Source organism: Synechococcus sp. R5-13, assembly GCF_047462015.1.
GTDB lineage: Bacteria > Cyanobacteriota > Cyanobacteriia > Thermostichales > Thermostichaceae > Thermostichus.
This window is the reverse complement of record NZ_JANSIL010000038.1, coordinates 12,705-34,614: the sequence shown is the minus strand read 5'-3', so window position 1 is coordinate 34,614 and position 21,910 is coordinate 12,705. Positions and strand designations below refer to the sequence as shown.

Here is a 21,910-nt window from a genome sequence, read left to right as displayed (position 1 = left end):
AGCATCAAAAAGGGGGCAGCTTGCCAGAGGCTTATCTATTCTAGTTGAGGGCCGCATCAGCGTTGCGGAGCAATAGAGCCGTAGCCACGGCCAACGCGGTGGCCGCCCAACTGTAGGGATCCCCGCCAGCCGCCGTCGAAAACAGAGGTGCCCGTCCGTAGCCCCGCAGTCGCAGCGCCTGATAGGTGCGCTCGGAGCGCTCGTAGCTGCGAACCAACAGGGTGCCCACCGAAGCGGCCAGAAAGGGCAGATCTTGTCTTAGAGACGGCCCAGGACGCCACAGGGATCCCCGCGGTCGCCAACCCCTCAGCCGGGCTGCCCGTTGCATCTGCTGCCACTGAGCGGCCACCTCCTGCAAATAGCGCTGGGTGAGCCAGGCCAGTTCCAGCAGGAGGTCTGGGATCCCCAGGGCCCGCAAAGCTGCCAACAGTTCCGATGTGGGGGTGGTCTCCAGCAGCAGCATCGTGAGGGCAAATAGGGCCAGCCCTCTCCCCCCAATGCGAAGCGCCATCTGCAGCCCCTCCCAACGCAGAGCCAGGGATCCCCAGCGCCACAGGATGGTTTCCCCCGCCCAGAAGGGTAGGATCCCCATCAACCCTGCCACCAACAGCCCTGGGGCTGCCAGCCGCCTCAGCCCGAGGCTCCAAGGCAATCCCGACAGGCTCCACAGTCCAGCCACCAGCGCCCAGATGAGCGGCAAGAGGGCCAGGCACCTCACCGAGGCGAAAGCCGCCATCAGCGCCATCAGGCCCAGCACCTTGGGCAGAGGTTGCCACCGGTGCAGCCAGGAAAGGGGTTTGGAGGGGTGAGGATGGGATTGTTGACCGCGCCAGCAGCAAGGGATCCCTGAGCCGGCTTCATCTCTTGCCATACTCTCCCAGCAGCGCCGGTTGTACCCGCTGCAAAAACAGCACCACCCAACTGGCGAACAACCCCTCCACCACCATCAGGGGGATGTGGGCCACCACCAAGCTCCCAAGAGCCAGACGACCGGCTTCTGTGGAGAGGATCCCGCTGCCAGCGTCAACCACAGCAGCCATGACCACCCCGTAAAACAACAGCACTGCTAGACCCACCCCAACCGCTCCCGCCAAGAAGGCAGACACTCCGGCCCCCATCACCCGACGGCCTGCCCGAAAAATCCCACCGGCCAGGAGCGCCGGGATCCCCATAATGGCGGCGTTGATGCCCAATGTGGTCAGGCCCCCATGGCCAAAGGCCACCGCCTGAAAAAACAAGCCCACTACAATCGCCGGATAGGCCAAAGCCCCCAACATCAGACCCATCAACCCGTTCAGCACCAGATGCAGGCTGGCCGGGGGAAAGGGCAGGTGAATCGAAGAGGCCACAAAAAAGACAGCCGTGAGCAAAGCCGCTTTGGGCAACTGGTCGCGACAGCGTTGCGTAGCAATATGGCGGGGATCCCGTTCCCACCAAGGACATTGCTCGGCAACGCCGGCGCGACGGAGAAGCCGCAAGCTGTAGCTGGTGATCAGGGCGGTGATGCCATAACCCCCTAGCCAAAGCGGTGCTGGCAAAATGCCATCGCTGATGTGCATGGTCAGTCCTACTCCAGAGCAGAGGAGCCAGCCTGGGAGCCTGAGATTCCTGACCCTGGAGATCCCGAAACCGGTGGGCTCTCCACCGCTGCGTAACCAGATTGACGGGGCCTGGAGAAGAACAGAGCTGTGCCCAGACAGCCCCAAATGACACAGGCGGCCATAACCCCCCGCTGCAAAGGCCCAAAGGGTGGGGAAGCGCTGGGGATCCCTTCTGTCTGAGGGAACTCCTCGCCCACCGGCACGTTGACCAACACCCCATGCCCCGCCTGGCGAATCCGCACCTGCCAGAGGCCCGTCAGGTTGGGATCCGGCTGCAGCAGAAATCGTCCCCGCGCATCCGTCTGTCCCTCCTGCCAAGGGGTAGTGGGATCCGTTGGCGCAAACACCGTTACCTGCGCAGAACGCATCGGTTCGCCAGAATCGTAGCGGGCCTGGATCTCAAAAGCGGGAACTGCCCGCCAAGAGGCCTCCACCCCGTGGCCCCAAGCGGGAGCAGACAGGAGCAGGCCGAAAGCCAGCAAGCTCAACCGTGCTCCGCATCGCTGACGCGACGCCGCAATCAGGCTCAGTCGGCAGGAAGGGATCCAAAGTTTTGGCCAGACTCGGTTCATTGGTTAGCTGAGGACAGACGACAATCTCTACGCTCTGCAGGCGACCGGTCTTAGAAAAGCCAAGACTTCAGGGCGAAGACTCTGTCTGGGCAGGGCCAGAGGCAGCGCGGCAGTGGCCTTCCCCCACATGGCCCAAGTGGTGCAGGATCTCCAATACGGCCTTAGCCGCAGGGGATCCCTCCTGCAGATCCCCCCAGTCCACTTCCAGAAGGTCGGATCCCCCCCCAGTGCTCCGCGCCGCTGACGCGGCCAGCCGCTGCTCCAGGGAGACAGGATCCAACTTCACCAAAGGGGCAAACCCCAGAGCTGCTTGATTGAGGCTGTCGTTGGGGGGCAAGCTTCCATCTCCAAACAGGTGGTCGAAATGGAAGGTGACCTCCAGATCTGCCACCTGGCCGACGCGCACAAAGCCTTTGCGCTCCTCCCCCACATACTCTCCGCAGGTGAAGGCCACCTCAGGGCTGAACTTGAGCACAAACGGCATCTCCCCAGCCCCTTCCTTTGTCGGTCGGGCTTGGCCTTCGATCCAGAGGGAATAGCCCTTTGCCGGCCCCTCCAGTGCTGGCACCAGCCGCCACCCCAGGGCGTTGTAGTGGCCAGGGGGTGCCTCTAGGGATCCCAGTAAGGCCCGCTCCGCCGGGGGAGCCGTGATCAAATCAACCGTGATGGGGCCGGAGAGGCTGACCAATGCCCGTGCCAGCAAATCTGCATTTCCTTCCGGATCAAAGGGCGGATCGGTTTGGTAGGCGGTTATGTCCGCCAGCGTCACGTACACGTGCTCAAAGCTCAGTTCCCAGCCGTCTTTGGAGACAAACCCCTCCCGAATGAAGTCCTCGCCGTTGGCCCAAAACTCCAGAGTACCCATCTCTGCCTTTGCTTGGGCTAGGGGTGCTTCCTGCCTGACCTTTTCCGCTCCAGCGTTAGAAGCCGGTCGGCAGGCGCCTAGAGAGAAGGCCAACCCAAGGGCCAGAAAGGGTAAAGCTAACCCCTTGCCCCAGGGATCCCTTGTTGAAGCACCAAGCCGAAATGGAGTGTGTTTCACCAGTTCCCCTGCCAAGGACTCGGTCCCGATGACGCAAACGGCACTGCTCTAGCGAAACACAGGCTTCCCTGGTGTTACAATCCCCCACCAGGGCATCTGTAGGGCTATGCCTATGGCAAGGGCTACTCCTGCGCCAGATTCCCCGCCCGCACCCAACCTTCCTGCCCATTCTGACGGCGGATGCGCTGCCAACGACCATCTTCGCTGAGGCCCAGCACCGTCACCACCTCGTTCATGGGCACACCGCCAATGTAGGTTCCCTCCCGCTCTGGAGTGGCCCGCAGCGCCAGGCCAATGGGCTCGATCACCCGTCCCCGCTCACCTGGGGAAACCACTGCTGCCGTGGGGGGTCGAGTCGGCAAAGGAGTTGATTCAGGGTTGGGTTCAACTGTGGGAGCTGGAGAAGTTGAAGCTGAAGCACCATCCACAGGGCCCAAATTGCCGGCGCGCACCCAGCCCTCTTGTCCGTTCAACTCCCGCCGCACCCGTTGCCAACGACCATCGGCGCTGTACTCCAACACCGTCACCGTTTCCCCCACCACAATTCCCCCTTGGTAGGCTCCATCAACAGAGGGCTGGCTGCGGATTGCCAGGCCAATGGGCTCGATCACCCGCCCACGGCTGCCGGGGGGAAATCCCTCAGGGTCAACAGTGCCTGCAGCAGGGCCAGAGGGGGGAGAGGGAAAACTGGCTGGGCGGGGCAAGGGATCCAAGCGCACCGCCTGCGGAAATTGAGGCGGGGCAGGGGGGGCCAACATGGGGGCGACGAGCTGCCACAACTGCCAAGCCAAGGCGGCCAGAGCCCCAACCGAGACACTCACCACCACCAAGGTGCCCAAGGGAAAACCGCCAGAAGCAGGAGAAGAACGGCCTCGCATCGGGTAGTTAGCCATCCGAAATACCTTCCCGCAATGCTGCAGGCAAGAATCCGCAGAGAAGATGGGATCCCCGTCAAAACCGGGGATTTACGAAAGCCAGAGCACGACTGCTGCGCAACGCTGACGTGATTGCATCCCAATGTATCGTGTTCCGCAGCGCTCTTGCTAGGCCTGTGCAGAGGAATCGCAACGCTGACGGGGCGACGCGACCCCAGAGGGCAAGGGCGTCGGAGATTAGCTTCTACTTATTGGTGTTGGTGAACTTATTCTGCCAGTCGGTCGTCAAAATCTCTCGGCCAAATACCCATCCTGCCAGAAGGAGGGGCAATGCCAAGCCCAGAAAGCCAAAAAGACTGACCACCTGAGCCACTTGCCGCTGGGCTTGTTTTCTCCTGGGATCCGGGATGTTGTTAGCAGCCAGCACCACTTTAGAACAAAAAGCCACCACCACCGCCCCCACCGGCCCCAAAACCAAAGAGGGCCACAGCCAAGCCTCCACTTGCGAGAATGCGTAGGCTCCGGTAAAGGGGATAATCACGAAACAAGCCAACTCTAGGATCCCCCACGTGAAGAGGGCCAACCAGACATCTTTGCGGAAGACTTCATCGGGATTGGTGTACATAAGCCTCCGGGATAAACTGCCACCTGCCACACTAAAGCGAGACTTTGAGACAGGAACAGCAGCGTCACAGCTTCCAGATTAACTCCAGGTGCTAAGGATCTTGCTTGACGGATCCTCCTTACGCTACTTTTCCCCTTGGGCAATTCAGTTAAGATAATGCCCAAGATTCTTGGATAAGCCTCCGTTAATTTGGAGAGAAGGGCAGCCTTGACAAGGATGAACTCCCCCTGTGACCCCATACGTAAAGACTTGAAATAAGATTTAAGTGTTCAATCACTCATGAATTGCCTGCGCCTGTGGCCCTTTCCAGCCGAGGTTGGGGTCAAGCTTGCCCTGTTGAGAGGGCTCTTTATTCACCCGCGAGCCGAGGGCCCATCGCCTCTGCACGATTGTTGCCCATGAGCTGCCGAAGGGATCCCCACACCCCAACGCCCTGCAACCTTGTCTCCTGCTGACTTCGAGAGTGCCAAGCTGCCATGTCACGCATCCTCATCATCGATGATGATCCCAGCATTTGTGCTCTACTGCAGCGGTACTTGCAGCGGCAGGGGTATTCGGTTGAGGTGGCGATGACGGGGGCCGAGGGCTTACAGCAGTTGCGCGCTTTTCAGCCGGCCTTGGTAATTTTGGATCTGAACTTGCCGGATGTGAGCGGCTACGATCTCTGCCAGCAAATGCAAAAAGAGACCGGCGTGTACGTGTTGATGTTGACCAGCCGCGTCAGCCCTGCTGATAAGTTGCACGGATTCCAGTTGGGGGCAGATGACTACCTGACCAAGCCCTTCAGCCTGCCGGAGTTACAGGCGCGAGTGCAAGCCATTCTGCGGCGGCAACGCATGAAGACCGAAGTTGCCAGCGCACCGGTCTTGACCTTTGCCTCTTTGGTAATCGACCCGGAAACCCGAGCAGTCATCCGCGAGCAGCGTTCGATCAACTTAACAGCTCTGGAGTTCGATTTGCTCTACGCTATGGCTCGACATCCGGGGCGGGTTTGGCGACGGGCTGAGCTGATTCAAGAGGTGTGGGATTTCAACCACGAGGGAGATGAGCGGGTGGTCGATGTCCACATCGGCCAAATTCGCAAGAAGCTGGAAACCGATACCAGCCAACCGGAGTTGATCCGCACCGTGCGTGGAGTTGGCTACAAGTTTGAGCCCCCCGCTCCGAAGGAGGGATGGGGAGAGGAAAAACCTTAACCCCCAAGTAACTCTCCCCTCTTCACGTTGGGAGAGGGGCCAGGGGTGAGGGCCCGTTAATCCAAGCGGCGGCCTGTCAAACGCACAAAAATGTCTTCTAAGTTGGCCGGGCGCACCATGAGGCCGGTTTTGTCAGGTTCAGCTTCCAACTGCCGCTGAGCTTCCGCCAAGCTGGGGAAAAAGGTGTACTCCACCTCCCGGCCAGGACAGGAGCGCACCAACAGAGCCTCTCCGTACTTAGCCCGCAATTGCTCGGTGCTGCCCAACTCGATCAACCTTCCCCCATCCATGATGCCAATGCGGTCGCACAGCTCTTCTGCCTCCTCCATGTAGTGGGTGGTAATCAGCAAGGTCATGCCCTGCCGATTGAGATCCCGCAAGATCTCCCACAACAGCCGCCGCGCCTGGGGATCCAACCCGACGGTGGGCTCGTCCAAAAACAAAATCTGGGGGCGATGCAGTAACGCCCTGGCCACCTGCAAGCGTCGTTTCATTCCCCCTGAGAGGGTTTTCACTTTGTCTTGCCGGCGATCCGCCAGCCGCACATACTCCAGCCATTCATCGATGCGCCGTTGCCGCTCTGGGTTGGGGATGTGGTGCATACGCCCGTGGAACTCCAGGTTTTCCCAAACGGTCAGCTCTGCCTCTAGGGTGATAGGCTGCAGAACTACGCCAATTTGCTGCCGCACCGCCACCGGATCCCGCACCACGTCATACCCCCCCACCCGGATGGATCCCTGGCTGGGTCGGGTAAGGCTAGTAAGCATGCGGATGGTGGTGGATTTGCCGGCGCCGTTGGGCCCCAACAGGGCAAACACTTCCCCCTGGGGGATCTGCAGGCTCAAATCTTGAACGGCAACCTGCTGCCCAAAGCGCTTCCACACCCCCTGCATTTCCACCGCCACTGTCTTGGTTTGGGGCAAGGTTGGGGCCGTCGAAAGAGCTGTCACAGTCCGCTCCGGTAAAGTGTAAAGAAATCTTTATTCTCCAGCATACGCCAGCCGTGTCAGCAAGCTGCAGGTCTTATCAGGGATCCCTGCCCTTGGCAGTAGTTTATGCTATCCCTTCAAGTCTTCCGTGGCTGTGATCTCGTTCCCTGTGGTTTTTCTCCAAGCTCTGCAAAATAGTGCACATTGCACCTGAAGGGTGAGTTACGTCCGCAGGGCAGGGCGTGATCGTACAGCAGATAGGGGAAGTCGCACTAAATAGCTAGTGCTGTATCTGTACGTACGGGTAACAATAAAGACACAAGCTTGAGCGGGCTGACTGTTCGGCTTGGGGCTTTTTCTTGGTGAAGTGACTTCCCTTCAGCGCCCACCGATAACCTCTACTAACCAATGTAAGGAAAATGCAGAGCAAAGACCGATTCGACCAAATTGACTTCCGGCTGGATCGCCTGGTTGGGGCTGTGTTGACCCTGGCCGAGACCGTCAGCTTCGTCAAGGATGACCTAACCCATTTGAAAGCTGTTGTTCAACAACAGGTGCTGATATCCCAGGAGCACAACACCTGGCTGGGAGAGTTAAAGACGATATGTCAACAGCAAGCCGATACAGCTCGTCGCCAATCTGAGACGATTGAGCGCATTATTGCCCATCTCCTGCCCACTCAGGATCCCAAGTCTTGAGGGATCCCAAAGGCAGCCTGGGGGCGTGCCACAATGGCAGCAGAGCTGAGGTTTTCCACCGTTGGAGTGCCAGGTTGCAGCAGCAGGACAGGGTTCTGTTGAGGCTGAGGAGCTGCTTGCTTTCTTTCGTTGCCGACGCTTGCCTTACCTGGATCGCTTTGGCCCTCAAGAGGCCAAGCTGCCGCCGGACAACCTGCTGGAGCAATGGCGGCGGGATCGCCAAGCCCTGGCAGCCGCTGTGTTTGAGCGATTCCCCGGAGAACGGGTTGCGCCAGGCAATGAAGCTCTCTTGGCAGCCATGGCCGACGGGGCGGAGCGGATCTACGGCGGACGGATTGCCGCAGAGCTGTTTTGGCAACCGCAGGAAGATCTCAACTGTACTGCTGAGGCAGAGCTGTTGCAGCTTGCTTCTGAACCTGTCCCTCACTCCTCCTCTCCAAGGGATCCCATCCCTGCCCCAGAAGACTGCGAGATGGTGCCCGCTCTTGCGTTGCCGCCTGAAGCTGTTCCAGAGGGACGTTCAGTTTGGGTGAGCAGCTCCCTGGATCTGCTGATTCGGGATCCCGCTCTCGTTGGCAGAAGTCGCCACGCCGCCCGATCCTCTTACCTGCCGGTTCATATTCGTATCGGCAAACGCCCCAAACCGGAATACGAATTGTTGCTGGCTTTGCAGGCAGAGTTGCTCGGATCCCTGCAGGGAAACGTTCCCAAGCGGGGCATTTTGATCCTGAAAGATGGGAAGTGGCACCCCGTCCACCTGAGCCGCCGACGAGCACAGGTGCGGCAATTGCTGCAGGAGTATCTGCACTCCCTCAGCCAGCCGGAACCGCCCCAGGTGTTTATGGCCCGCAGCCGCTGTCATCTTTGCCACTGGCGGGAGCATTGTCGGCAGTTGAACGCCGCCGCTCAACCCCTCAGCCTGCTGCCGGGCGTAACGGGATCCCGCTATCCCCTTTTGCAAGAGGCGGGGATCCACTCGATTGAAGCCCTGGCCAACGCTCAGTTGGATAGGTTGCAAGCCATTCCCAAGTTGGGATCCGGCGTGGCCCTGCAACTGCAGCTGCAAGCCCGTGCCACCCTCAGCCGGCAGCCTCTCTGGATTCAATCCCCCCCGGAAACCCTGCCCACCACACCCGTAGAGCTGTACTTCGATATCGAGGCGGATCCCCGCCACAACGTCGCCTATCTGCTGGGCCTGCTGGTGGTGGAGCAAGCCGAGGGGAAAAAGGTTGCGAGCTATCACAGTTGCCTGGCTGCCGAGCCGCGGGAAGAAAGGCAAGCTTGGGAGCAATTCTTGCAACTGGCACAACGCTATCCTGACGCTCCCATCTACCACTTTCACGGCTTTGAAGTGCAGACCTGCCGACGGCTGGGGGAGCAATACCGCACGGATCCCCGACAGCTGCGGCAGTTGTTGCAGCGCTTTGTGGATTTACAGGCCTGGGTGCAACGCTCGGTGGTGCTGCCGATCGAGAGCTATTCCCTGAAAAACATCGCCCGCTGGTTGGGGTTTCAGTGGCGTCTGCCTGATGCCAATGGCGCCCAGTCCATTTATTGGTATAGCCAATGGCTGGAAACTCGGGAGCGCAGATATTTGGAGCACTCGCTTATCTACAACGAGGATGACTGCCGGGCTACCCACCGCCTAAAAGACTGGCTGTCCCAAGGAGTCCTCCATGCCGAATGATGCGAATAAATTGACAAAGACGGCCTATCCCCAGCCGCAAATGCCGCAGCTTGCGCCGCCAGTCTTGTGGCCAGTTGCTGAGGTTTCGTTTAGAATCAGGCAGGACTGTTTAGTTTATCAGGGGAATCCCATGCTGTTGAAATCTCATGAATCTCCTCGCCATCAGGGCAGAAACCGTCGCGGTCGTGGGGGATCGGCACGCAAGCGCCAACTGGACAAACGGAACCGCGCCTTGATGCAACGATTGCGACAAGGAGAGCAGGCTCTCAGCTCTCGATCTTCTCGGCAGGGGCAAGTCAACCCTGCCTTTTTTGTGCTTGCTTCTTTTTTCCCTCAGCCTGGCTACAAGGGATCCCGCTTGGCTGCCTGATCCGCCCATTTCTTTCATGGCATCGAAGAATCGAAGAGTTTGCTTCTTGCGCCTTCAAGACAAAGACTGCACCCCTGCCGATAGATGCGGGTTTTGGCTGCGGGGCTCTGGATAGGTGGGAAACTCTCGGTCAATAGCGTAAACGGCTCAATTCCCGTCGCAGGCAGGATCGGGATGACAGGATTTGAACCTGCGGCCCTCTGCTCCCAAAGCAGATGCGCTACCAAGCTGCGCTACATCCCGGCTTAGCTTTTGTGATTATGCCAGATCCCCGCCTCTGATGCACACCCAAGCAGGGATCCCTCGCTCAAGGCAACAAGGGAAACAAACATTTGTCCAGGTCAGGACTTGAGCATCTTGGCCGGCATGACAATGAGGGTATTCCCCTGTCGCTCCACCACGTAGAGCTCCTGCCCGGCTTGGATTTCCAGGTTGGGAATGCTGCACTTGGCGTTCCAGGTGGAACCCAGATAAGAAACCCGCCCCCGTTCGCCTGGGGGAATGGGGGTGATTGCCCGCGCCTCGCGAGATTCCTCTACCTGAACCGATCCATGGGGCACCAGACGGCGGCTGAGGATAATCAACACCACCGATGCCCCAATCCAGCTGGCAAATTGTACCCAGATCGGCAGCCCCAAATAAGCCAAAAGCCCCGCCAAGAGCGCCGCCAGCCCCACCGAGCCGGCAACCAATTCTGGCAAAAACAATTCGGCAGAAATGAGGACTAACCCGATGACGATCCAAGGCCAAACCATAGAATCCAGGGATCCCACCAAATTCAGTATGGCTCAAAACCCCTGGATCCTCAGCAGGGATCCCTTGAGAAGACTCAGTTGGGGCCTACCCGCCCAAGCGGTAGTTCTCCAAAAACTGCAGGGGATCCATCTCTTCCTGAGGGGAGCTTTTGGGTAGGTTCTTGGATTCGGCGATCCGCATCAAGGTCTCCCAGTCGGTGCTCATGACAAAGGCCACGGCTTGGCGAGCTGCCTCTCGGTGGGGGCAGTCCTCTCCCAAGACACAGCCATCTCGACAGAGGGTGGCGCAATCGTGCGCGGTGCTCCTGGGATCCGGGCCAGCCATGATGTCTTCCTCTCGGTGGGTTTCACGTTTTCTTTAGGATACCTGAAGAGAATCTTGCGCTTGCAGGAGATTTGGGTCAGGGCGGGTAGCTTGGATGAGGAGATGAGGCGACAAGACCTGTTCAAGCAAGAGGAGCCTTATGGAGTTTTCGCAATTGCAAGCGCTGGTGGACCGAGCGCTGGAAGACAAAAAGCTCACCCGCACAGAGGTGGATCAAATCGTCAGCGCCATCCGGGCCGACGGCAAAATCTCCCCTGAGGAGATGGGCTTGCTGGAGTCCATTCGCGAAATGGTGCTCCGCCGGGAGATTCAGGTGGTGGAAACGGCAGATTAAGGGGCAGGGATCCCCAAGTAGAGGGTGACTTCGCTGCGGTTGTGAAACAGGTGGCGGGCCCTCACCAAGGGGAAGGCACTACCCAAAATCTCCAGACTTTGCCGCAGCACCCGCAGGCGGTGTTGGCGGGGTAGCTTCAGGGTCATCACAGCTCTCCCCTGTGGCTCCAGATGGGGAGCAAAAGCCACCATCAGGTGGGCGGAAGCCGGGCCATCCATGCGCATGTCGTTGAGGATGAGGTGAAACCGGCCTGGGCCACGGGCCAAGTAGGCTTGGGCGCTGAGGCAATGGTGGCAGATCCCCGGATCTTGGCTGAGGCGCTCGTCCAAGTCCCCCGGATCCACTGCCGTGACCTGCTGGCCATATAGGCGCAAAATGCGCGACCATCCCCCCGGTGCTGCCCCCAGATCCAGAGCCTGTCCCCCCGGCACTAAGGGAATCTGAAACACCTGGATGGCCTCCAGCAGCTTAAACTCGGAGCGGCTGATTTGCTCTGGATCCCGCCGAAAGCGATGGATCCCACCGGCCCAGTTGGAGAGGTTCTGGGCAGCCAAGGATAGGCCCAGCCAAGCGCAAATGCCCATCGGTTGAGCCAGGATCACCACCGAGATCACCTGCTGTGGGTCTTTGACCTCCAGGGGGGATCCCACCGCTGCCATCACCTGTTCGGCCAGGGTTTCATTGACCTGGAAGGGCTTGAGAGCCGGCTCTCCAAACAGGCGCGTCTGAACCGAAAAGCTGAGGGTGGGGTCAATGGCTGCCAACATTTCCCCATCAAGGCGCAATTCAACTGGGGATCCCTCAGCCAGCCGCCGTTCTTGGTGAATGGGGCAGATGTGGCGTAAAAAAATGGGCGGGTCAGCTTGCCAAGCCTCAGCCAGGTCAGCAAATGAGCGTTGGCTGCACACCCATACCAAGCCAGGTGCTTCCTTTAGCCGCTGCACGGCAGCCTCTGGATCCGCAGCTTCTATCTCCCGGATCGCCAAATCCAGAAAATCTGGGTCAGCACTGCCCAGCCATGTATGGGTATCAGGGGGGAGAGGATTGCTCAACGGGCTCGCTGCCAACGCACGTAGGGTAAAGAAGCGGCTACTTGCTGAATCTGGGCTTGGGCGGCCAGCAGTTGTCCTGTGGCGTCCCAGGTGCCCTGCACCAGCATTTGCCAGGCTCCCTGGGGGATCTCCACAGCAGCGGTATTTGCCTCCCAGCGCACCTGTTTGTTGGGCAGATCCAGCGTCAACTGGAGCTGGGGATTTTCCGCCACCGCCTTCTGCAGGGCTTGAATCACAGCCGGGGGTGCCGTGACACAAGGGATCCCTAGAGCCAAGCAGTTGCCGAAGAAGATCTCGGCAAAGCTTTCGCCAATGAGGGCGCGGATCCCCCACTTGGCCAGCGCTTGGGGCGCATGCTCCCGACTGGAGCCACAGCCAAAATTGGCATTGACCACAAGGATCTGGGCTCCCTGGTACTGGGGTTGATCGAAGGGGTGTTGGCCGGGATCCTGGGCGCGGTCGTCGGCAAACACGTGCTGGCCCAAGCCGTCGAAGGTGACGCACTTCAAAAAGCGGGCCGGAATAATTCGGTCGGTGTCGATGTCGTTGCCCAGCAGGGGGATCCCTCGGCCTGTGACGGTCAAAACTTCGCTTGACATAGGAACTTGATGAATTCTCCCAGAGAGGACTTCAGGGTATCGCAACGTTCGGCAAAACCCTGCCCAACGGCAAAGGAAAGCCGGCAAAAGGGGAAGGCTCAGCTCGGCTACCGGCGGTAAACCTGATTTTCCAAATTGCGCACCTGCCGCTCCAGCCGATCCAGCCGCCCGCGCAGCTCGTCCATTTCCGATTGGCGGGGCACGCCCAGATCCTGCAGGACGTTGCGCACCTGCCGCTGAACATAGGATTCAAAGTTGCTCTGCTCGGCTTTCACCTGGTTGAGCAGGTTGTTGATGACATTGGATGCCTCTTCTGGGTTGAGCTGCCCCTTCTGCACCAAGTCGTCGGCAGCCTTTCTCAACTGTTCTGCCAGCAGAGTGGTTGTGCCCACGCCCATTAGCAAGAGCTGACGTAAGATACTGTTGTTTTCCAATGCTGCCCTCCAGAGGACACTTCGCGAACGGTACGGGCCTCCATGACTACCCATTTTCCTCAGTTTGCCCTCAACTTCGCAACCGGCTCGGCCAGTTTCTCCCTTTCGCCTGAGGCGGCACAACAATGGCACAAGGCTCTGCAAATCCTCTTGGAGCGACTCAAGATCCGTTCCCGACAGCAGCCTCAGGAGCCGGTTGAGTTTCGTTACCCTACTGAAGATTTCAGCTTGGAGATGTTCTGCAACCCCAACATCTGGGCTGGCCCCCACGCAGCCAAGGTCTTGGTTACTGTGAAAACGGAAGGGCTGCGCTTTTCCACTGAGGTGGAGTTCTCTCGCCTTCAAGAAGACCTCAGCCAGTATCTGGAGTCCCTAACATGAGCGAAGATGCCCATGCTGCGGGAGAGGAGCCCGCGGCCATTACGGTGACGCAACTGCTGGACGAGCCGCCAGAGGGGATCCCCGGCCAATTGGAAGTGGTTGCCCTCACTTGGCACGACCGCCAGCGATCCCGGCAACGGCTGGTGAGCGACTGGGGCACCGAGATCCAGTTGATGCTGCCTCGGGGCACCCATCTTCACGATGGGGATCTGCTCTATGCGGATGCGCAGCGACACATTCGGGTCAGAGCCCAACCCGAACCGGTGCTCTTGATTCAACCTGAAAACCCCATCCAGATGGGCCAGGTGATTCATCAACTGGGCAATTGGCACCGCCCGGCCCACGTTTCCCTCCAAGGACAGATCCTGGCGCTGGCCGATGATCCCCTGCAGGACTGGCTGGCCCACATGGGGATCCCGTTTCGGTTGGAGATGGCTGTCTTCGAGCCCAACCTGTTGGCCCACAGCCATTAACCTGGGCCTTTCTGAGCACAAACCCGTCCCTCAGACCTATGGCCTAGGCCCCACCCTCTGCTCCTCTGGTTACCAACCGCGCTGCAAACTCTCGGTGTTCCTCCGACTCAATTCCCCTTTGCAGCACACCCAACACCTGCTGCATGTTGCCCGTCAGCAGCGCGTCCACGGCTAACCACAACCCCGGAAACACCCGACTGTACAAGACGCCCGACTCATTGGGCTGTTGCAGCACGTACTCTCCATTCTGGAAGACATACCAGCGAAAGGCTTGCTCTTGGGTTAGCCAGACCAGATATTCCCGCACGCCGTTGCGCCGGTAGGCCCGCAGCTTATCATGCAGGTCGTAGGAAGCTGTGCTGGCGGCAATCTCCACAATCAGCTCCGGTGCACCCTCAATGTAGTCATCCTCGCTAATGCGGGACTGTCCCCCACAAGATTCGTGCATCCGCAATATGGCATCTGGCTGCGGCTCATTGTCCAAGTCCAGGCGAACGGTTGGATTGCCCGCCGACTCAACCCCCGGCGTTGCTGCTTCATAAACTCCCAGCCAGGCCATGATGTGGCTGTGTGGTCTGCCATGTCGGCGATATCTGAGGGGAGATGCCACGTAAACAATTCCCTCAATCAGCTCGGCTTTTTTGAGCTGAGGCATGGCTTGATAGCGCCGTTCAAACTCATCGCGGGTGAGACGATCGCCGCTTTCTAAGATGGGCAGTTCACGGAAGGAAGGGCTACTGACGCTCATGACCAGCTCTCTTACCAGCAGTCGCGACAGTGTTGCGGAGCAATATCGATGACTCCATCCGGGTTGGCTGGTAAGTCCATCATAGAGGGGCTGCTCTGTCGCGACAGCGTTGTGGAGCAACAATGGGCCATAGATGGGACGGGATCCCTTTCTATTCGACCCATTGAGCAGTCATCATCAGGTGTCTAGGTTTTCGATCCGAACCGGCTCAAGAGGTTCTGCCAGCGGAAACCCCAGCACCTGAGCATAAAAGTAAAGCTCTGCCTCCAAGGCCCGTTTGATGTTGGCCGCCTGGCGAAAGCCGTGTTGCTCTCCCTCGAAGGGCACATAGGCCACCGGGATCCCTTTGGCCCGTAGGGCTGCCACCATCCTCTCCGCCTGATTGGGGGGCACGATGGCGTCTTCCAACCCTTGGAAGAAGATAACCGGACAATTGAGGCCCTCCAGGTGATGAATGGGGGAACGCTCCCGGTAGAGATCCCGTCGCTCTGGGTAGGGGCCAATAAGGCTGTCCAAGTAGCGAGACTCGAACTTGTGGGTCTCCTGGGCTAGGGCTTCCAGATCGCTCACCCCGTAGTAGCTGGCACCCGCCCGGAAGACCCTGTGGAAGGTCAAGGCCGCCAACGTGGTATAGCCACCAGCGCTGCCCCCTTGAATGAGCAGCCGTTCCCCGTCCACCTTGCCCTGTTCTGCCAAAAATTGAGCTCCGGCAATGCAATCTTCCACATCTACCAGGCCCCACCGGCCTTTGAGAGCATCCCGATAGGCCCGTCCGTAGCCGCTGCTGCCCCGGTAGTTCACATCCAAAACGGCAATCCCCCGACTGGTCCAGTATTGGATCCCCAGGTTGAGCACGGCTGCCGTCGCCCCGGTGGGCCCGCCGTGGCTTTTTACCAGCAGGGGTGGCTTTTCGCCAGCAGGGGCAACAAAGTCTCGGTTTTTGGGGGGATAGAAGAAGGCGTAGGCCACTTCCTTGCCGCCACCGGTGGGAAAAACAATGGGCTCTGGGATCGACAGATAGTCAGGATCCACCGCCACGCTGCTGGAACGGGCCACCACCTCCACTTGGCTGGAGGGTAAGTCTAGGCAGACCAAGGCAGTGGCTTCCGTCGGGGATCCGGCCAGGAAAGCGGCTTTTTCCCCACTTACCTGCAGATTGTGGATCTCGGTGTAGGGCAAAGGGATCTCTTCCTGTTGCCCCGACTGGGGATCCAGGTAGGCCAAATGGCACAGACCCCCCTGTTGGTAGCAGGCCAGAATGCGCCCATCCCCAGCAAAGCCGTAGGTGCTCAGGCCAAACACCCACTGCGGCTCTCCAAACTCTGCTTCCATAGGGCAGAGGGGAATGGGGCCCTGGGGATCCCAGCGATAGAGGTTCCACCAGCCGCTGCAATCGGAAACAAAGTAGAGATCCCCTTGCGGTGACCACTGGGGCTGGAAGATCGACTCGGCAGGGCCACCGGCCAGCTTTTGAGGTTCTCCCAAGCTGCCGTCAGGGTTCACCTCAGACCGCCACAGCTCTGTGCCGTCCCAGGGCATTTGGGGGTGATCCCAGGTCAGCCATACCAAGGTCTGGCCGTCTGGACTGAGGCGCGGGCTGGCGTAGAAGTCGTGCCCAGAAGCCAAAATCTGCTGGGATCGACTTGCTAAGTCAATCGAGACAAGGCTGTTTTCCGGCTCTCCCTGGCGGCTGTGATCTTCCCGCACACAGAGGATGCGTCCACGCGCCCGATCCACCACCCCATCTGCATAGCGATAGGGGCCTGCTTCCGTCAGGGGCTGGGGATCTGAACCCGGCAGCAGGCGGTAGAGCCGTTGGTCAGCGAAGTTGCAAAAATACACTACCCCTGCCGACACCCAATAAGCTCCACCCCCATACTCATGCACCCGTGTCCGCACATTGAAAGGTGCCGGTGTCAGCTCCACCAGGATCCCGTCGGCAGAGCGCCGCATCAACACATTGCGCCCTTTTTCTTGCGGGCGACCCTCCGTCCAGTAGAGATCCCCCTGATCCCAAACCATCTGTCCCAAGCGCAGGGATCCCGTCACCACCAGGTCAGCGGTAATCGGGGATCGCCAAGATCCATAGCCAGCCTGTTGCACCATAAGCTGTTAACTCTCAACTAATTCTCGACCCCAGAACCCCTATTATGCCGGCAGCAAGGGATCCCTGCCTTTGCCTACAGCCTGTGGGGAAAGGGAGCCGAGAACAGGCTCGGATTCTGGGAAAAGGTATCCCGCGATACAATTCTCTCCGGGCCGAATGGGTTTGATGGAACACGTTAAGGCAACAGGGATGCACAACGCTTTCTCGACTGCAGGATTAGCCTTTCCCCTGTTGACGTTGGGAAGGCATTCGGTGAAAGCCTCAGCTGAGCGCAGTTGGGCAGGTTCAACACATGGGCGAGGTGATGAGCTAGGTGCTTCCCCCCGTTGGCCGGGCTGCTGCAACAACTGGACTTCTTAACACCCTTTGCACTCACTTCGTTTCGGAGATCACCGATGGCTCAATCTTTTAATCGTCGTCAAGTGCTGAAAATGGGCGCTCTGGCCGGAGCCGGGGCGGCCCTGGGGCCGCAGATCTGGGTGAAGCGGTCTGTGCCCGCCTACGCCCAGGGAGAGACCATTCGCGTTGGCATTTTGCACTCCCTCAGCGGCACCATGGCCATTTCAGAAACCAGCGTGGTGGATGCGGAAAAGCTGGCTATCAAAGAGATCAATGCCGCCGGTGGGGTTTTGGGCAAGCAGATCGAGCCGATTATCGAGGATGGGGCTTCCGATTGGCCAACCTTTGCCGAGAAAGCCACCAAATTGATCGATGTGGACAAGGTGGCAACGGTATTCGGCTGCTGGACTTCGGCCAGTCGCAAAGCGGTTTTGCCGGTGTTTGAATCCAAGCAGCACCTGCTCTGGTATCCCGTGCAGTACGAAGGACAAGAGTGCTCCAAAAACATCTTCTACACCGGCGCTGCCCCCAACCAGCAGATCGAGCCTTCGGTGGAATGGCTGCTCAAGAACAAGGGCAAAGAGTTCTTCCTGGTGGGATCCGACTATGTGTTCCCCCGCACGGCCAACACCATCATCAAGGCCCAGTTGGAAGCCCTGGGGGGCAAAGTGGTGGGTGAAGACTATCTGCCTTTGGGCAACACAGAAGTTACCCCCATCATCAGCAAGATCCGGGCCGCTCTTCCCAATGGCGGTGTGATCTACAACAGCTTGAACGGCGACAGCAACGTGGCCTTTTTCAAACAGTTGAAAGGGGCAGGGCTGGGGCCAGATCGCTATCCTTCCATGTCCGTCAGCATTGCTGAAGAAGAGGTGCAGGCCATCGGCCCCGAATTCTTGGAAGGGCACTTCGCCGCCTGGAACTACTTTATGACGGTGGATACGCCTGCCAACAAGAAGTTTGTGGAAGCTTTCAAGGCAGAATACGGCCAAAACCGCGTCACCAACGACCCGATGGAAGCCGCCTACATCATGGTTTACATCTGGAAGCAGGCAGTGGAAAAAGCGGGAACAGTGGAAATCGACGCCGTGCGGCAGGCAGCCTATGGCCAGACCTTTGATGCCCCAGAAGGCTTGGTAACCATGAACACCAATCACCACCTGACCAAGTATGTGCGGATCGGCCAGGTGCGCTCTGACGGTTTGTTTGATGTCATCTTTTCTACGGATGCCGTGGAGCCGCAGCCCTGGAACCAGTTTGTGGCAGAGACCAAGGGCTTTGCCTGCGATTGGTCAGATCCGGCCAAGGGCGGTCGCTACAAAGTCAGCTAGTCCTGGCCAGGGCTGGGATCCCTTGCCGTTTGGATAGGGTCGGGGATCCCGCCTAGATGCTCGGTTAGCCTCCCTAGTTTAGTTGGAAGGAGGATCCCCTGCCCATGACCTTGCTCCTGGACAGCTTGTTCAACGGCATTAGCATCGGCACCGTCTTGCTAATAGCCGCATTGGGCTTGGCCATTGTTTTCGGCCTCATGGGGGTCATCAACATGGCCCATGGGGAGCTGATGATGTTGGGGGCCTACACCACTTTTGTGGTTCAAAATGCCTTTCGTCCCCTAGGGGATCCCTGGCGGGATCTGTATATCTTCCCGGCTTTGGTAGCTGCCTTTGCCGTCACGGCTCTGGTGGGACTAGCCCTGGAGCGGGGGGTGATCCGCTTTTTGTATGGCCGACCCTTGGAGACCCTTTTGGCCACCTGGGGCGTGAGCCTGATCCTGCAGCAGTTTGTGCGCAGCGTCAATTGGGTGCTGGCTTTCCGCTTGGGGGCCTTCGCGGTGCTCTTTTTTGGCGGCTGGTGGCTCTTGGCCAGGCGAACGGATTGGCCGCGCCTCAAAGGGTGGACGCTGGCGCTGCTACTGGTGCTTTCCACGGCCATTGCAGCGGTGGGGGGGCGGGTGCTGGCGCAAACCTATGCTTTAGCAGTCACTCAACCCTGGTTTGGAGCCCAGAACAAAGATGTGACTGCTCCCCGTTGGCTGGGGGGTGGGATCCCGGTGGGCAGCCTGTTTTTGCCCAATACCCGCCTGTTTATCATCGCCCTCACTGTCTTCTGCATCCTAGGGCTGTACTTCTTCTTGCAGCGCACCCGCTGGGGGCTGCGCATCCGGGCGGTTACCCAGAATCGGGCCATGAGCGCCTGTGTAGGGATCCCTACGCAAAAGGTGGATGCCCTTACCTTTGCCATCGGTTCGGGTCTGGCGGGAGTAGCCGGCGTGGCGGTCAGCCTGCTGGGATCCGTGGGGCCGAACACCGGCCAGAACTACATCGTGGATACCTTTATGGTGGTCGTCGTGGGGGGTGTTGGTAAGCTCTTAGGCAGTATTGTGGCGGCGCTTGGGATCGGGATTGCCAACTTTGTCATCGGCTCAGGGACGCTGGCTTTGATCTTTTCCAACGTGCCCATCCTGACCGATACCCTCAACTTTTTTGCCACCACCAGCATGGCCAAGGTGATGGTCTTTGCTTTGATCGTGGCCTTTTTGCAGGTGCGACCTCGGGGCCTTTTCCCCGAAAAAGGTCGTATGGTGGATGCCTAGGGAATGATCTCGCTTGGCGAAAACTCTAGGACCAGACTCTCCATCTTCTACTCCCTCACAAAGCCCATGAAACTGGTTCATTCCCCCCGTGCTGATCATGAAGTGGCTGCTCCCGCCGCGGGTGGGGATCCCAATTCTTCTCGCAAGCTTCTGTGGGAGGCCGGGATCCTCATCGTTTTGGTGCTGGCCTTGATCTTTGTGGCCCCAACTGTGCTGTCTGGCTTTCGGCTCAACTTGTTGGGGCGGTTTCTGGCCCTCAGCATTGTAGCTTTGGGGATCGACCTCATCTGGGGCTATACCGGCATGCTCAGCCTGGGGCATGGGGTGTTCTTTGCCTTGGGGGGCTACGCTCTGGGGATGCACCTGAAATTGCAATTGCCGGAAGGTCAGATACCGGAGTTTTTCAGCCTCTACGGGGTAACGGAATTGCCCTGGTTTTGGTATCCCTTTTATTCGTTTCCGTTTACGGCTGTTGCTGTGGTCTTGATCCCGGCTTTGGTGGCAGCAGCCCTGGGATATTTGGTGGTGAGAAATCGCATTCGAGGGGTTTATTTCTCCATTCTAACTCAGGCCACCACGATTATTTTCTTTAACTTCTTCAACGGCCAACAGCGCTTAATCAACGGCACCAACGGCCTGACCAACTTCCAGACTTTGTTTGGCCTGGATGTCAACTCGTCCGAGATGCGCTTCGCTGTCTATGTCACTACAGTTCTGGCGGTGGTTTTGGCTTACCTTCTCTGTCGTTGGCTGACCAGCGGCCTATTCGGTCGGATCCTGGTAGCCATTCGAGATGACGAGCCGCGGGTTCGTTTTTCCGGCTACGATCCCACCGGCTTTAAAGTTCTGGTGTTTGCCGTGTCTGCTGCCCTGGCAGGCATTGCCGGAGCTTTGTTTACCTTGCAAACTGGGATCATCTCCCCCAATGCGATGGCCGTTCCCTTTTCCATTGAAATGGTGATCTGGGTGGCGGTGGGCGGTCGGGCCAGTTTGGTGGGGGCAGTGCTGGGGGCTCTGTTGGTCAACTTTGCCAAGAGCTTGCTGAGCGAAAATTTTCCGGAGATTTGGCTGTTTTTCCAGGGGGGATTGTTCCTGTTGGTGGTGCTGGTGCTGCCGGATGGACTGGTGGGTTGGGTGCGCACCCAAGGCAGGCAACTTTGGGTCACCGTTCAGCTTTGGCGCAGGCGTTTGGCAAATACTTCTCCAGCCTAAATCTGGCTTTCTCTTGAGGATGTCAGTTATGTGCAAGATATAAGTTTAAGGTAAGAGGATCCCATGGGTGAGCCAGCGATGCCAAGTTTCCTCTCCTATTTGATGGGTTTATTTGATGGGTTGAGAATCCGGTTTGACCTTTGGCCTTTCCGTTCTTGGATGTGATCCCTATGCTCACTGCAGCTCCCACCGCCACCCGACAAATTTTACAAACTCAGGATCTCACCGTCAGCTTTGATGGCTTCAAGGCTTTGGACAGGCTGAACTTCTCTCTGGAGGAAGGGGAGCTGCGGGTGGTCATCGGCCCCAATGGGGCAGGCAAGACTACGTTTCTCGATGTGCTGACGGGCAAGGTTAAGCCTACTCGAGGCCGGGTGCTGTTTAAAGGAAAAGATCTGACCAAGCTCAAGGAACATGAGATCTCGATTTTGGGTGTTGGGCGCAAGTTTCAGACGCCGCGGGTCTATCAAAACTTGAGCGTGCGAGAAAACTTGGAGCTATCCCTCAACCCTGACAAAAGGGTTTTTTCCACCCTATTGGGCAAAAAGCATCTGCGAGAAAAAACGGATGCTCTTTTGGAAACCATTGGCCTCAGCCGTAAGGATCGGGTTCCGGCAGGGCTGCTTTCCCACGGAGAAAAGCAATGGCTGGAGATCGGCATGGTGATTGCTCAAGATCCGGATTTGCTGCTGCTGGATGAATGCGTGGCCGGGATGACGGACAAAGAAACAGAAGCTACAGGAGAGTTAATTCAATCCTTAGCCCAAAGCCACACCATTTTGGTGATCGAACATGACATGGTGTTTGTCCGACAAATTGCCCGCAAGGTTACCGTTTTACACCAAGGCTCGGTGCTGTGCGAAGGTACCTTTGAGGATGTGAAAAACGACCCGAGAGTGATTGAGGTCTATCTCGGATCCCACAAGGGGAAAAACTAAGCAAAGAGGCTATAGTTCTGTATCT

At 58.5% G+C, this 21,910-nt stretch carries 25 protein-coding genes and 1 tRNA gene; 11 read left to right on the top strand and 15 right to left on the bottom strand.

The window, feature by feature from the left end; translation table 11 throughout:
- Positions 1-40 precede the first annotated feature (40 nt).
- The 6 genes from cbiQ to NW840_RS03445 all read right to left on the bottom strand — a co-directional run bounded on the left by cbiQ (position 41) and on the right by NW840_RS03445 (position 4,715).
- Entirely contained in the window at positions 41-871 is an 831-nt protein-coding gene (gene cbiQ / locus NW840_RS03470) for a cobalt ECF transporter T component CbiQ (protein ID WP_414342417.1), read from the bottom strand.
- A complete protein-coding gene (cbiM, locus tag NW840_RS03465; protein ID WP_414330636.1) occupies positions 858-1,559 on the bottom strand; it encodes a cobalt transporter CbiM in 702 nt (233 codons plus the stop codon). The genes cbiQ and cbiM overlap by 14 nt, the downstream gene beginning before the upstream one ends.
- A gap of 8 nt (positions 1,560-1,567) precedes the next feature.
- The gene (locus NW840_RS03460; protein ID WP_414342416.1) at positions 1,568-2,089 is read right to left on the bottom strand and encodes a hypothetical protein; all 522 of its coding nucleotides are present in this window, start codon (positions 2,087-2,089) and stop codon (positions 1,568-1,570) included.
- Positions 2,090-2,240: 151 nt separating this feature from the next.
- Positions 2,241-3,038 carry a hypothetical protein gene (locus NW840_RS03455; protein WP_414342415.1) on the bottom strand — a complete coding sequence of 266 codons (798 nt, stop codon included), beginning with the start codon at positions 3,036-3,038 and terminating at the stop codon, positions 2,241-2,243.
- Between the two features lie 299 nt (positions 3,039-3,337).
- Entirely contained in the window at positions 3,338-4,108 is a 771-nt protein-coding gene (locus NW840_RS03450; RefSeq protein ID WP_414342414.1) for an SH3 domain-containing protein, read from the bottom strand.
- A 226-nt stretch (positions 4,109-4,334) separates the two neighbouring features.
- Positions 4,335-4,715: a hypothetical protein gene (locus NW840_RS03445; RefSeq protein ID WP_414342412.1), complete on the bottom strand. Its 381-nt coding sequence runs from the start codon at positions 4,713-4,715 to the stop codon at positions 4,335-4,337.
- 476 nt (positions 4,716-5,191) lie between these two features.
- Between NW840_RS03445 and NW840_RS03440 the strand changes: the two genes are divergently transcribed.
- Positions 5,192-5,911, top strand: a complete 720-nt coding sequence (locus NW840_RS03440; RefSeq protein WP_414342411.1) for a response regulator transcription factor — start codon at positions 5,192-5,194, stop codon at positions 5,909-5,911.
- A gap of 56 nt (positions 5,912-5,967) precedes the next feature.
- Here NW840_RS03440 and NW840_RS03435 read toward each other — a convergent pair whose 3' ends face one another.
- Positions 5,968-6,816 carry an ABC transporter ATP-binding protein gene (locus NW840_RS03435; RefSeq protein WP_011433616.1) on the bottom strand — a complete coding sequence of 283 codons (849 nt, stop codon included), beginning with the start codon at positions 6,814-6,816 and terminating at the stop codon, positions 5,968-5,970.
- Positions 6,817-7,259: 443 nt separating this feature from the next.
- On the opposite strand from NW840_RS03435, the gene NW840_RS03430 reads away from it, so the two are divergent.
- From NW840_RS03430 to NW840_RS03420, 3 genes are all read left to right on the top strand, one after another.
- Complete coding sequence (locus NW840_RS03430; RefSeq protein ID WP_414342410.1) at positions 7,260-7,538, top strand: hypothetical protein; 279 nt, start codon at positions 7,260-7,262, stop codon at positions 7,536-7,538.
- Between the two features lie 61 nt (positions 7,539-7,599).
- Positions 7,600-9,225, top strand: coding sequence for a TM0106 family RecB-like putative nuclease (locus tag NW840_RS03425; protein ID WP_414342409.1), 1,626 nt, complete (start codon positions 7,600-7,602; stop codon positions 9,223-9,225).
- 130 nt (positions 9,226-9,355) lie between these two features.
- A complete protein-coding gene (locus tag NW840_RS03420) occupies positions 9,356-9,595 on the top strand; it encodes a hypothetical protein (RefSeq protein ID WP_414342407.1) in 240 nt (79 codons plus the stop codon).
- A gap of 169 nt (positions 9,596-9,764) precedes the next feature.
- Here NW840_RS03420 and NW840_RS03415 read toward each other — a convergent pair.
- The 3 genes from NW840_RS03415 to NW840_RS03405 form a co-directional block, all read right to left on the bottom strand.
- Positions 9,765-9,838: transfer RNA gene (locus NW840_RS03415), tRNA-Pro, on the bottom strand.
- Positions 9,839-9,936: 98 nt separating this feature from the next.
- Positions 9,937-10,350, bottom strand: a complete 414-nt coding sequence (locus tag NW840_RS03410) for an NfeD family protein (protein WP_414329493.1) — start codon at positions 10,348-10,350, stop codon at positions 9,937-9,939.
- Positions 10,351-10,435: 85 nt separating this feature from the next.
- On the bottom strand, positions 10,436-10,675 hold the full coding sequence (locus tag NW840_RS03405) for a hypothetical protein (protein WP_011433611.1): 240 nt from the start codon (positions 10,673-10,675) through the stop codon (positions 10,436-10,438).
- Positions 10,676-10,814: 139 nt separating this feature from the next.
- Here NW840_RS03405 and NW840_RS03400 point away from each other — a divergent pair, with 139 nt between their 5' ends.
- Positions 10,815-11,009: a hypothetical protein gene (locus tag NW840_RS03400; protein ID WP_414342406.1), complete on the top strand. Its 195-nt coding sequence runs from the start codon at positions 10,815-10,817 to the stop codon at positions 11,007-11,009.
- Here the strand turns inward: NW840_RS03400 and NW840_RS03395 are convergent.
- The 3 genes from NW840_RS03395 to NW840_RS03385 form a co-directional block, all read right to left on the bottom strand.
- Positions 11,006-12,061, bottom strand: coding sequence for an SAM-dependent methyltransferase (locus tag NW840_RS03395; protein WP_414342405.1), 1,056 nt, complete (start codon positions 12,059-12,061; stop codon positions 11,006-11,008). The two genes, NW840_RS03400 and NW840_RS03395, sit on opposite strands and share 4 nt — an antisense overlap.
- Complete coding sequence (gene leuD / locus NW840_RS03390; protein ID WP_414342404.1) at positions 12,058-12,660, bottom strand: 3-isopropylmalate dehydratase small subunit; 603 nt, start codon at positions 12,658-12,660, stop codon at positions 12,058-12,060. Before leuD ends, NW840_RS03395 begins: the two co-directional genes overlap by 4 nt.
- A gap of 107 nt (positions 12,661-12,767) precedes the next feature.
- Entirely contained in the window at positions 12,768-13,094 is a 327-nt protein-coding gene (locus NW840_RS03385) for a phasin family protein (protein WP_414342403.1), read from the bottom strand.
- A gap of 42 nt (positions 13,095-13,136) precedes the next feature.
- Here NW840_RS03385 and NW840_RS03380 point away from each other — a divergent pair, with 42 nt between their 5' ends.
- The gene (locus NW840_RS03380; protein WP_414342402.1) at positions 13,137-13,475 is read left to right on the top strand and encodes a hypothetical protein; all 339 of its coding nucleotides are present in this window, start codon (positions 13,137-13,139) and stop codon (positions 13,473-13,475) included.
- Positions 13,472-13,948: an urease accessory protein UreE gene (locus NW840_RS03375; RefSeq protein WP_414342400.1), complete on the top strand. Its 477-nt coding sequence runs from the start codon at positions 13,472-13,474 to the stop codon at positions 13,946-13,948. The genes NW840_RS03380 and NW840_RS03375 overlap by 4 nt, the downstream gene beginning before the upstream one ends.
- A 43-nt stretch (positions 13,949-13,991) precedes the next feature.
- On the opposite strand, the gene NW840_RS03370 is transcribed toward NW840_RS03375, so the two are convergent.
- Positions 13,992-14,696 (bottom strand): Uma2 family endonuclease, encoded by a 705-nt coding sequence (locus tag NW840_RS03370; RefSeq protein ID WP_414342399.1) that lies wholly within the window; start codon positions 14,694-14,696, stop codon positions 13,992-13,994.
- A gap of 177 nt (positions 14,697-14,873) precedes the next feature.
- Positions 14,874-16,802 carry a S9 family peptidase gene (locus tag NW840_RS03365; RefSeq protein ID WP_414342397.1) on the bottom strand — a complete coding sequence of 643 codons (1,929 nt, stop codon included), beginning with the start codon at positions 16,800-16,802 and terminating at the stop codon, positions 14,874-14,876.
- 396 nt (positions 16,803-17,198) lie between these two features.
- On the opposite strand from NW840_RS03365, the gene urtA reads away from it, so the two are divergent.
- The 4 genes from urtA to urtD all read left to right on the top strand — a co-directional run bounded on the left by urtA (position 17,199) and on the right by urtD (position 21,885).
- Positions 17,199-18,473: an urea ABC transporter substrate-binding protein gene (urtA, locus tag NW840_RS03360; RefSeq protein WP_414342396.1), complete on the top strand. Its 1,275-nt coding sequence runs from the start codon at positions 17,199-17,201 to the stop codon at positions 18,471-18,473.
- Positions 18,474-18,577: 104 nt separating this feature from the next.
- Positions 18,578-19,735 carry an urea ABC transporter permease subunit UrtB gene (urtB, locus tag NW840_RS03355; RefSeq protein ID WP_414342395.1) on the top strand — a complete coding sequence of 386 codons (1,158 nt, stop codon included), beginning with the start codon at positions 18,578-18,580 and terminating at the stop codon, positions 19,733-19,735.
- 3 nt (positions 19,736-19,738) lie between these two features.
- Positions 19,739-20,947 carry an urea ABC transporter permease subunit UrtC gene (urtC, locus tag NW840_RS03350; protein ID WP_414342394.1) on the top strand — a complete coding sequence of 403 codons (1,209 nt, stop codon included), beginning with the start codon at positions 19,739-19,741 and terminating at the stop codon, positions 20,945-20,947.
- A 170-nt stretch (positions 20,948-21,117) separates the two neighbouring features.
- Positions 21,118-21,885, top strand: a complete 768-nt coding sequence (gene urtD, locus NW840_RS03345) for an urea ABC transporter ATP-binding protein UrtD (RefSeq protein WP_011433599.1) — start codon at positions 21,118-21,120, stop codon at positions 21,883-21,885.
- Positions 21,886-21,910 lie beyond the last annotated feature (25 nt).

Bases quoted from the DNA above. Each gene is read 5' to 3' on its own strand.
- cbiQ (WP_414342417.1), bottom strand. From the start codon at position 871: ATGGCAAGAGATGAAGCCGGCTCAGGGATCCCTTGCTGCTGGCGCGGT.
- cbiM (WP_414330636.1), bottom strand. From the start codon at position 1,559: ATGCACATCAGCGATGGCATTTTGCCAGCACCGCTTTGGCTAGGGGGT.
- NW840_RS03455 (WP_414342415.1), bottom strand. From the start codon at position 3,038: ATGGGTACTCTGGAGTTTTGGGCCAACGGCGAGGACTTCATTCGGGAG.
- NW840_RS03450 (WP_414342414.1), bottom strand. From the start codon at position 4,108: ATGGCTAACTACCCGATGCGAGGCCGTTCTTCTCCTGCTTCTGGCGGT.
- NW840_RS03445 (WP_414342412.1), bottom strand. From the start codon at position 4,715: ATGTACACCAATCCCGATGAAGTCTTCCGCAAAGATGTCTGGTTGGCC.
- NW840_RS03440 (WP_414342411.1), top strand. From the start codon at position 5,192: ATGTCACGCATCCTCATCATCGATGATGATCCCAGCATTTGTGCTCTA.
- NW840_RS03430 (WP_414342410.1), top strand. From the start codon at position 7,260: ATGCAGAGCAAAGACCGATTCGACCAAATTGACTTCCGGCTGGATCGC.
- NW840_RS03420 (WP_414342407.1), top strand. From the start codon at position 9,356: ATGCTGTTGAAATCTCATGAATCTCCTCGCCATCAGGGCAGAAACCGT.
- NW840_RS03410 (WP_414329493.1), bottom strand. From the start codon at position 10,350: ATGGTTTGGCCTTGGATCGTCATCGGGTTAGTCCTCATTTCTGCCGAA.
- NW840_RS03405 (WP_011433611.1), bottom strand. From the start codon at position 10,675: ATGGCTGGCCCGGATCCCAGGAGCACCGCGCACGATTGCGCCACCCTC.
- NW840_RS03400 (WP_414342406.1), top strand. From the start codon at position 10,815: ATGGAGTTTTCGCAATTGCAAGCGCTGGTGGACCGAGCGCTGGAAGAC.
- leuD (WP_414342404.1), bottom strand. From the start codon at position 12,660: ATGTCAAGCGAAGTTTTGACCGTCACAGGCCGAGGGATCCCCCTGCTG.
- NW840_RS03380 (WP_414342402.1), top strand. From the start codon at position 13,137: ATGACTACCCATTTTCCTCAGTTTGCCCTCAACTTCGCAACCGGCTCG.
- NW840_RS03375 (WP_414342400.1), top strand. From the start codon at position 13,472: ATGAGCGAAGATGCCCATGCTGCGGGAGAGGAGCCCGCGGCCATTACG.
- NW840_RS03370 (WP_414342399.1), bottom strand. From the start codon at position 14,696: ATGAGCGTCAGTAGCCCTTCCTTCCGTGAACTGCCCATCTTAGAAAGC.
- NW840_RS03365 (WP_414342397.1), bottom strand. From the start codon at position 16,802: ATGGTGCAACAGGCTGGCTATGGATCTTGGCGATCCCCGATTACCGCT.
- urtA (WP_414342396.1), top strand. From the start codon at position 17,199: ATGGCTCAATCTTTTAATCGTCGTCAAGTGCTGAAAATGGGCGCTCTG.
- urtB (WP_414342395.1), top strand. From the start codon at position 18,578: ATGACCTTGCTCCTGGACAGCTTGTTCAACGGCATTAGCATCGGCACC.
- urtC (WP_414342394.1), top strand. From the start codon at position 19,739: ATGATCTCGCTTGGCGAAAACTCTAGGACCAGACTCTCCATCTTCTAC.
- urtD (WP_011433599.1), top strand. From the start codon at position 21,118: ATGCTCACTGCAGCTCCCACCGCCACCCGACAAATTTTACAAACTCAG.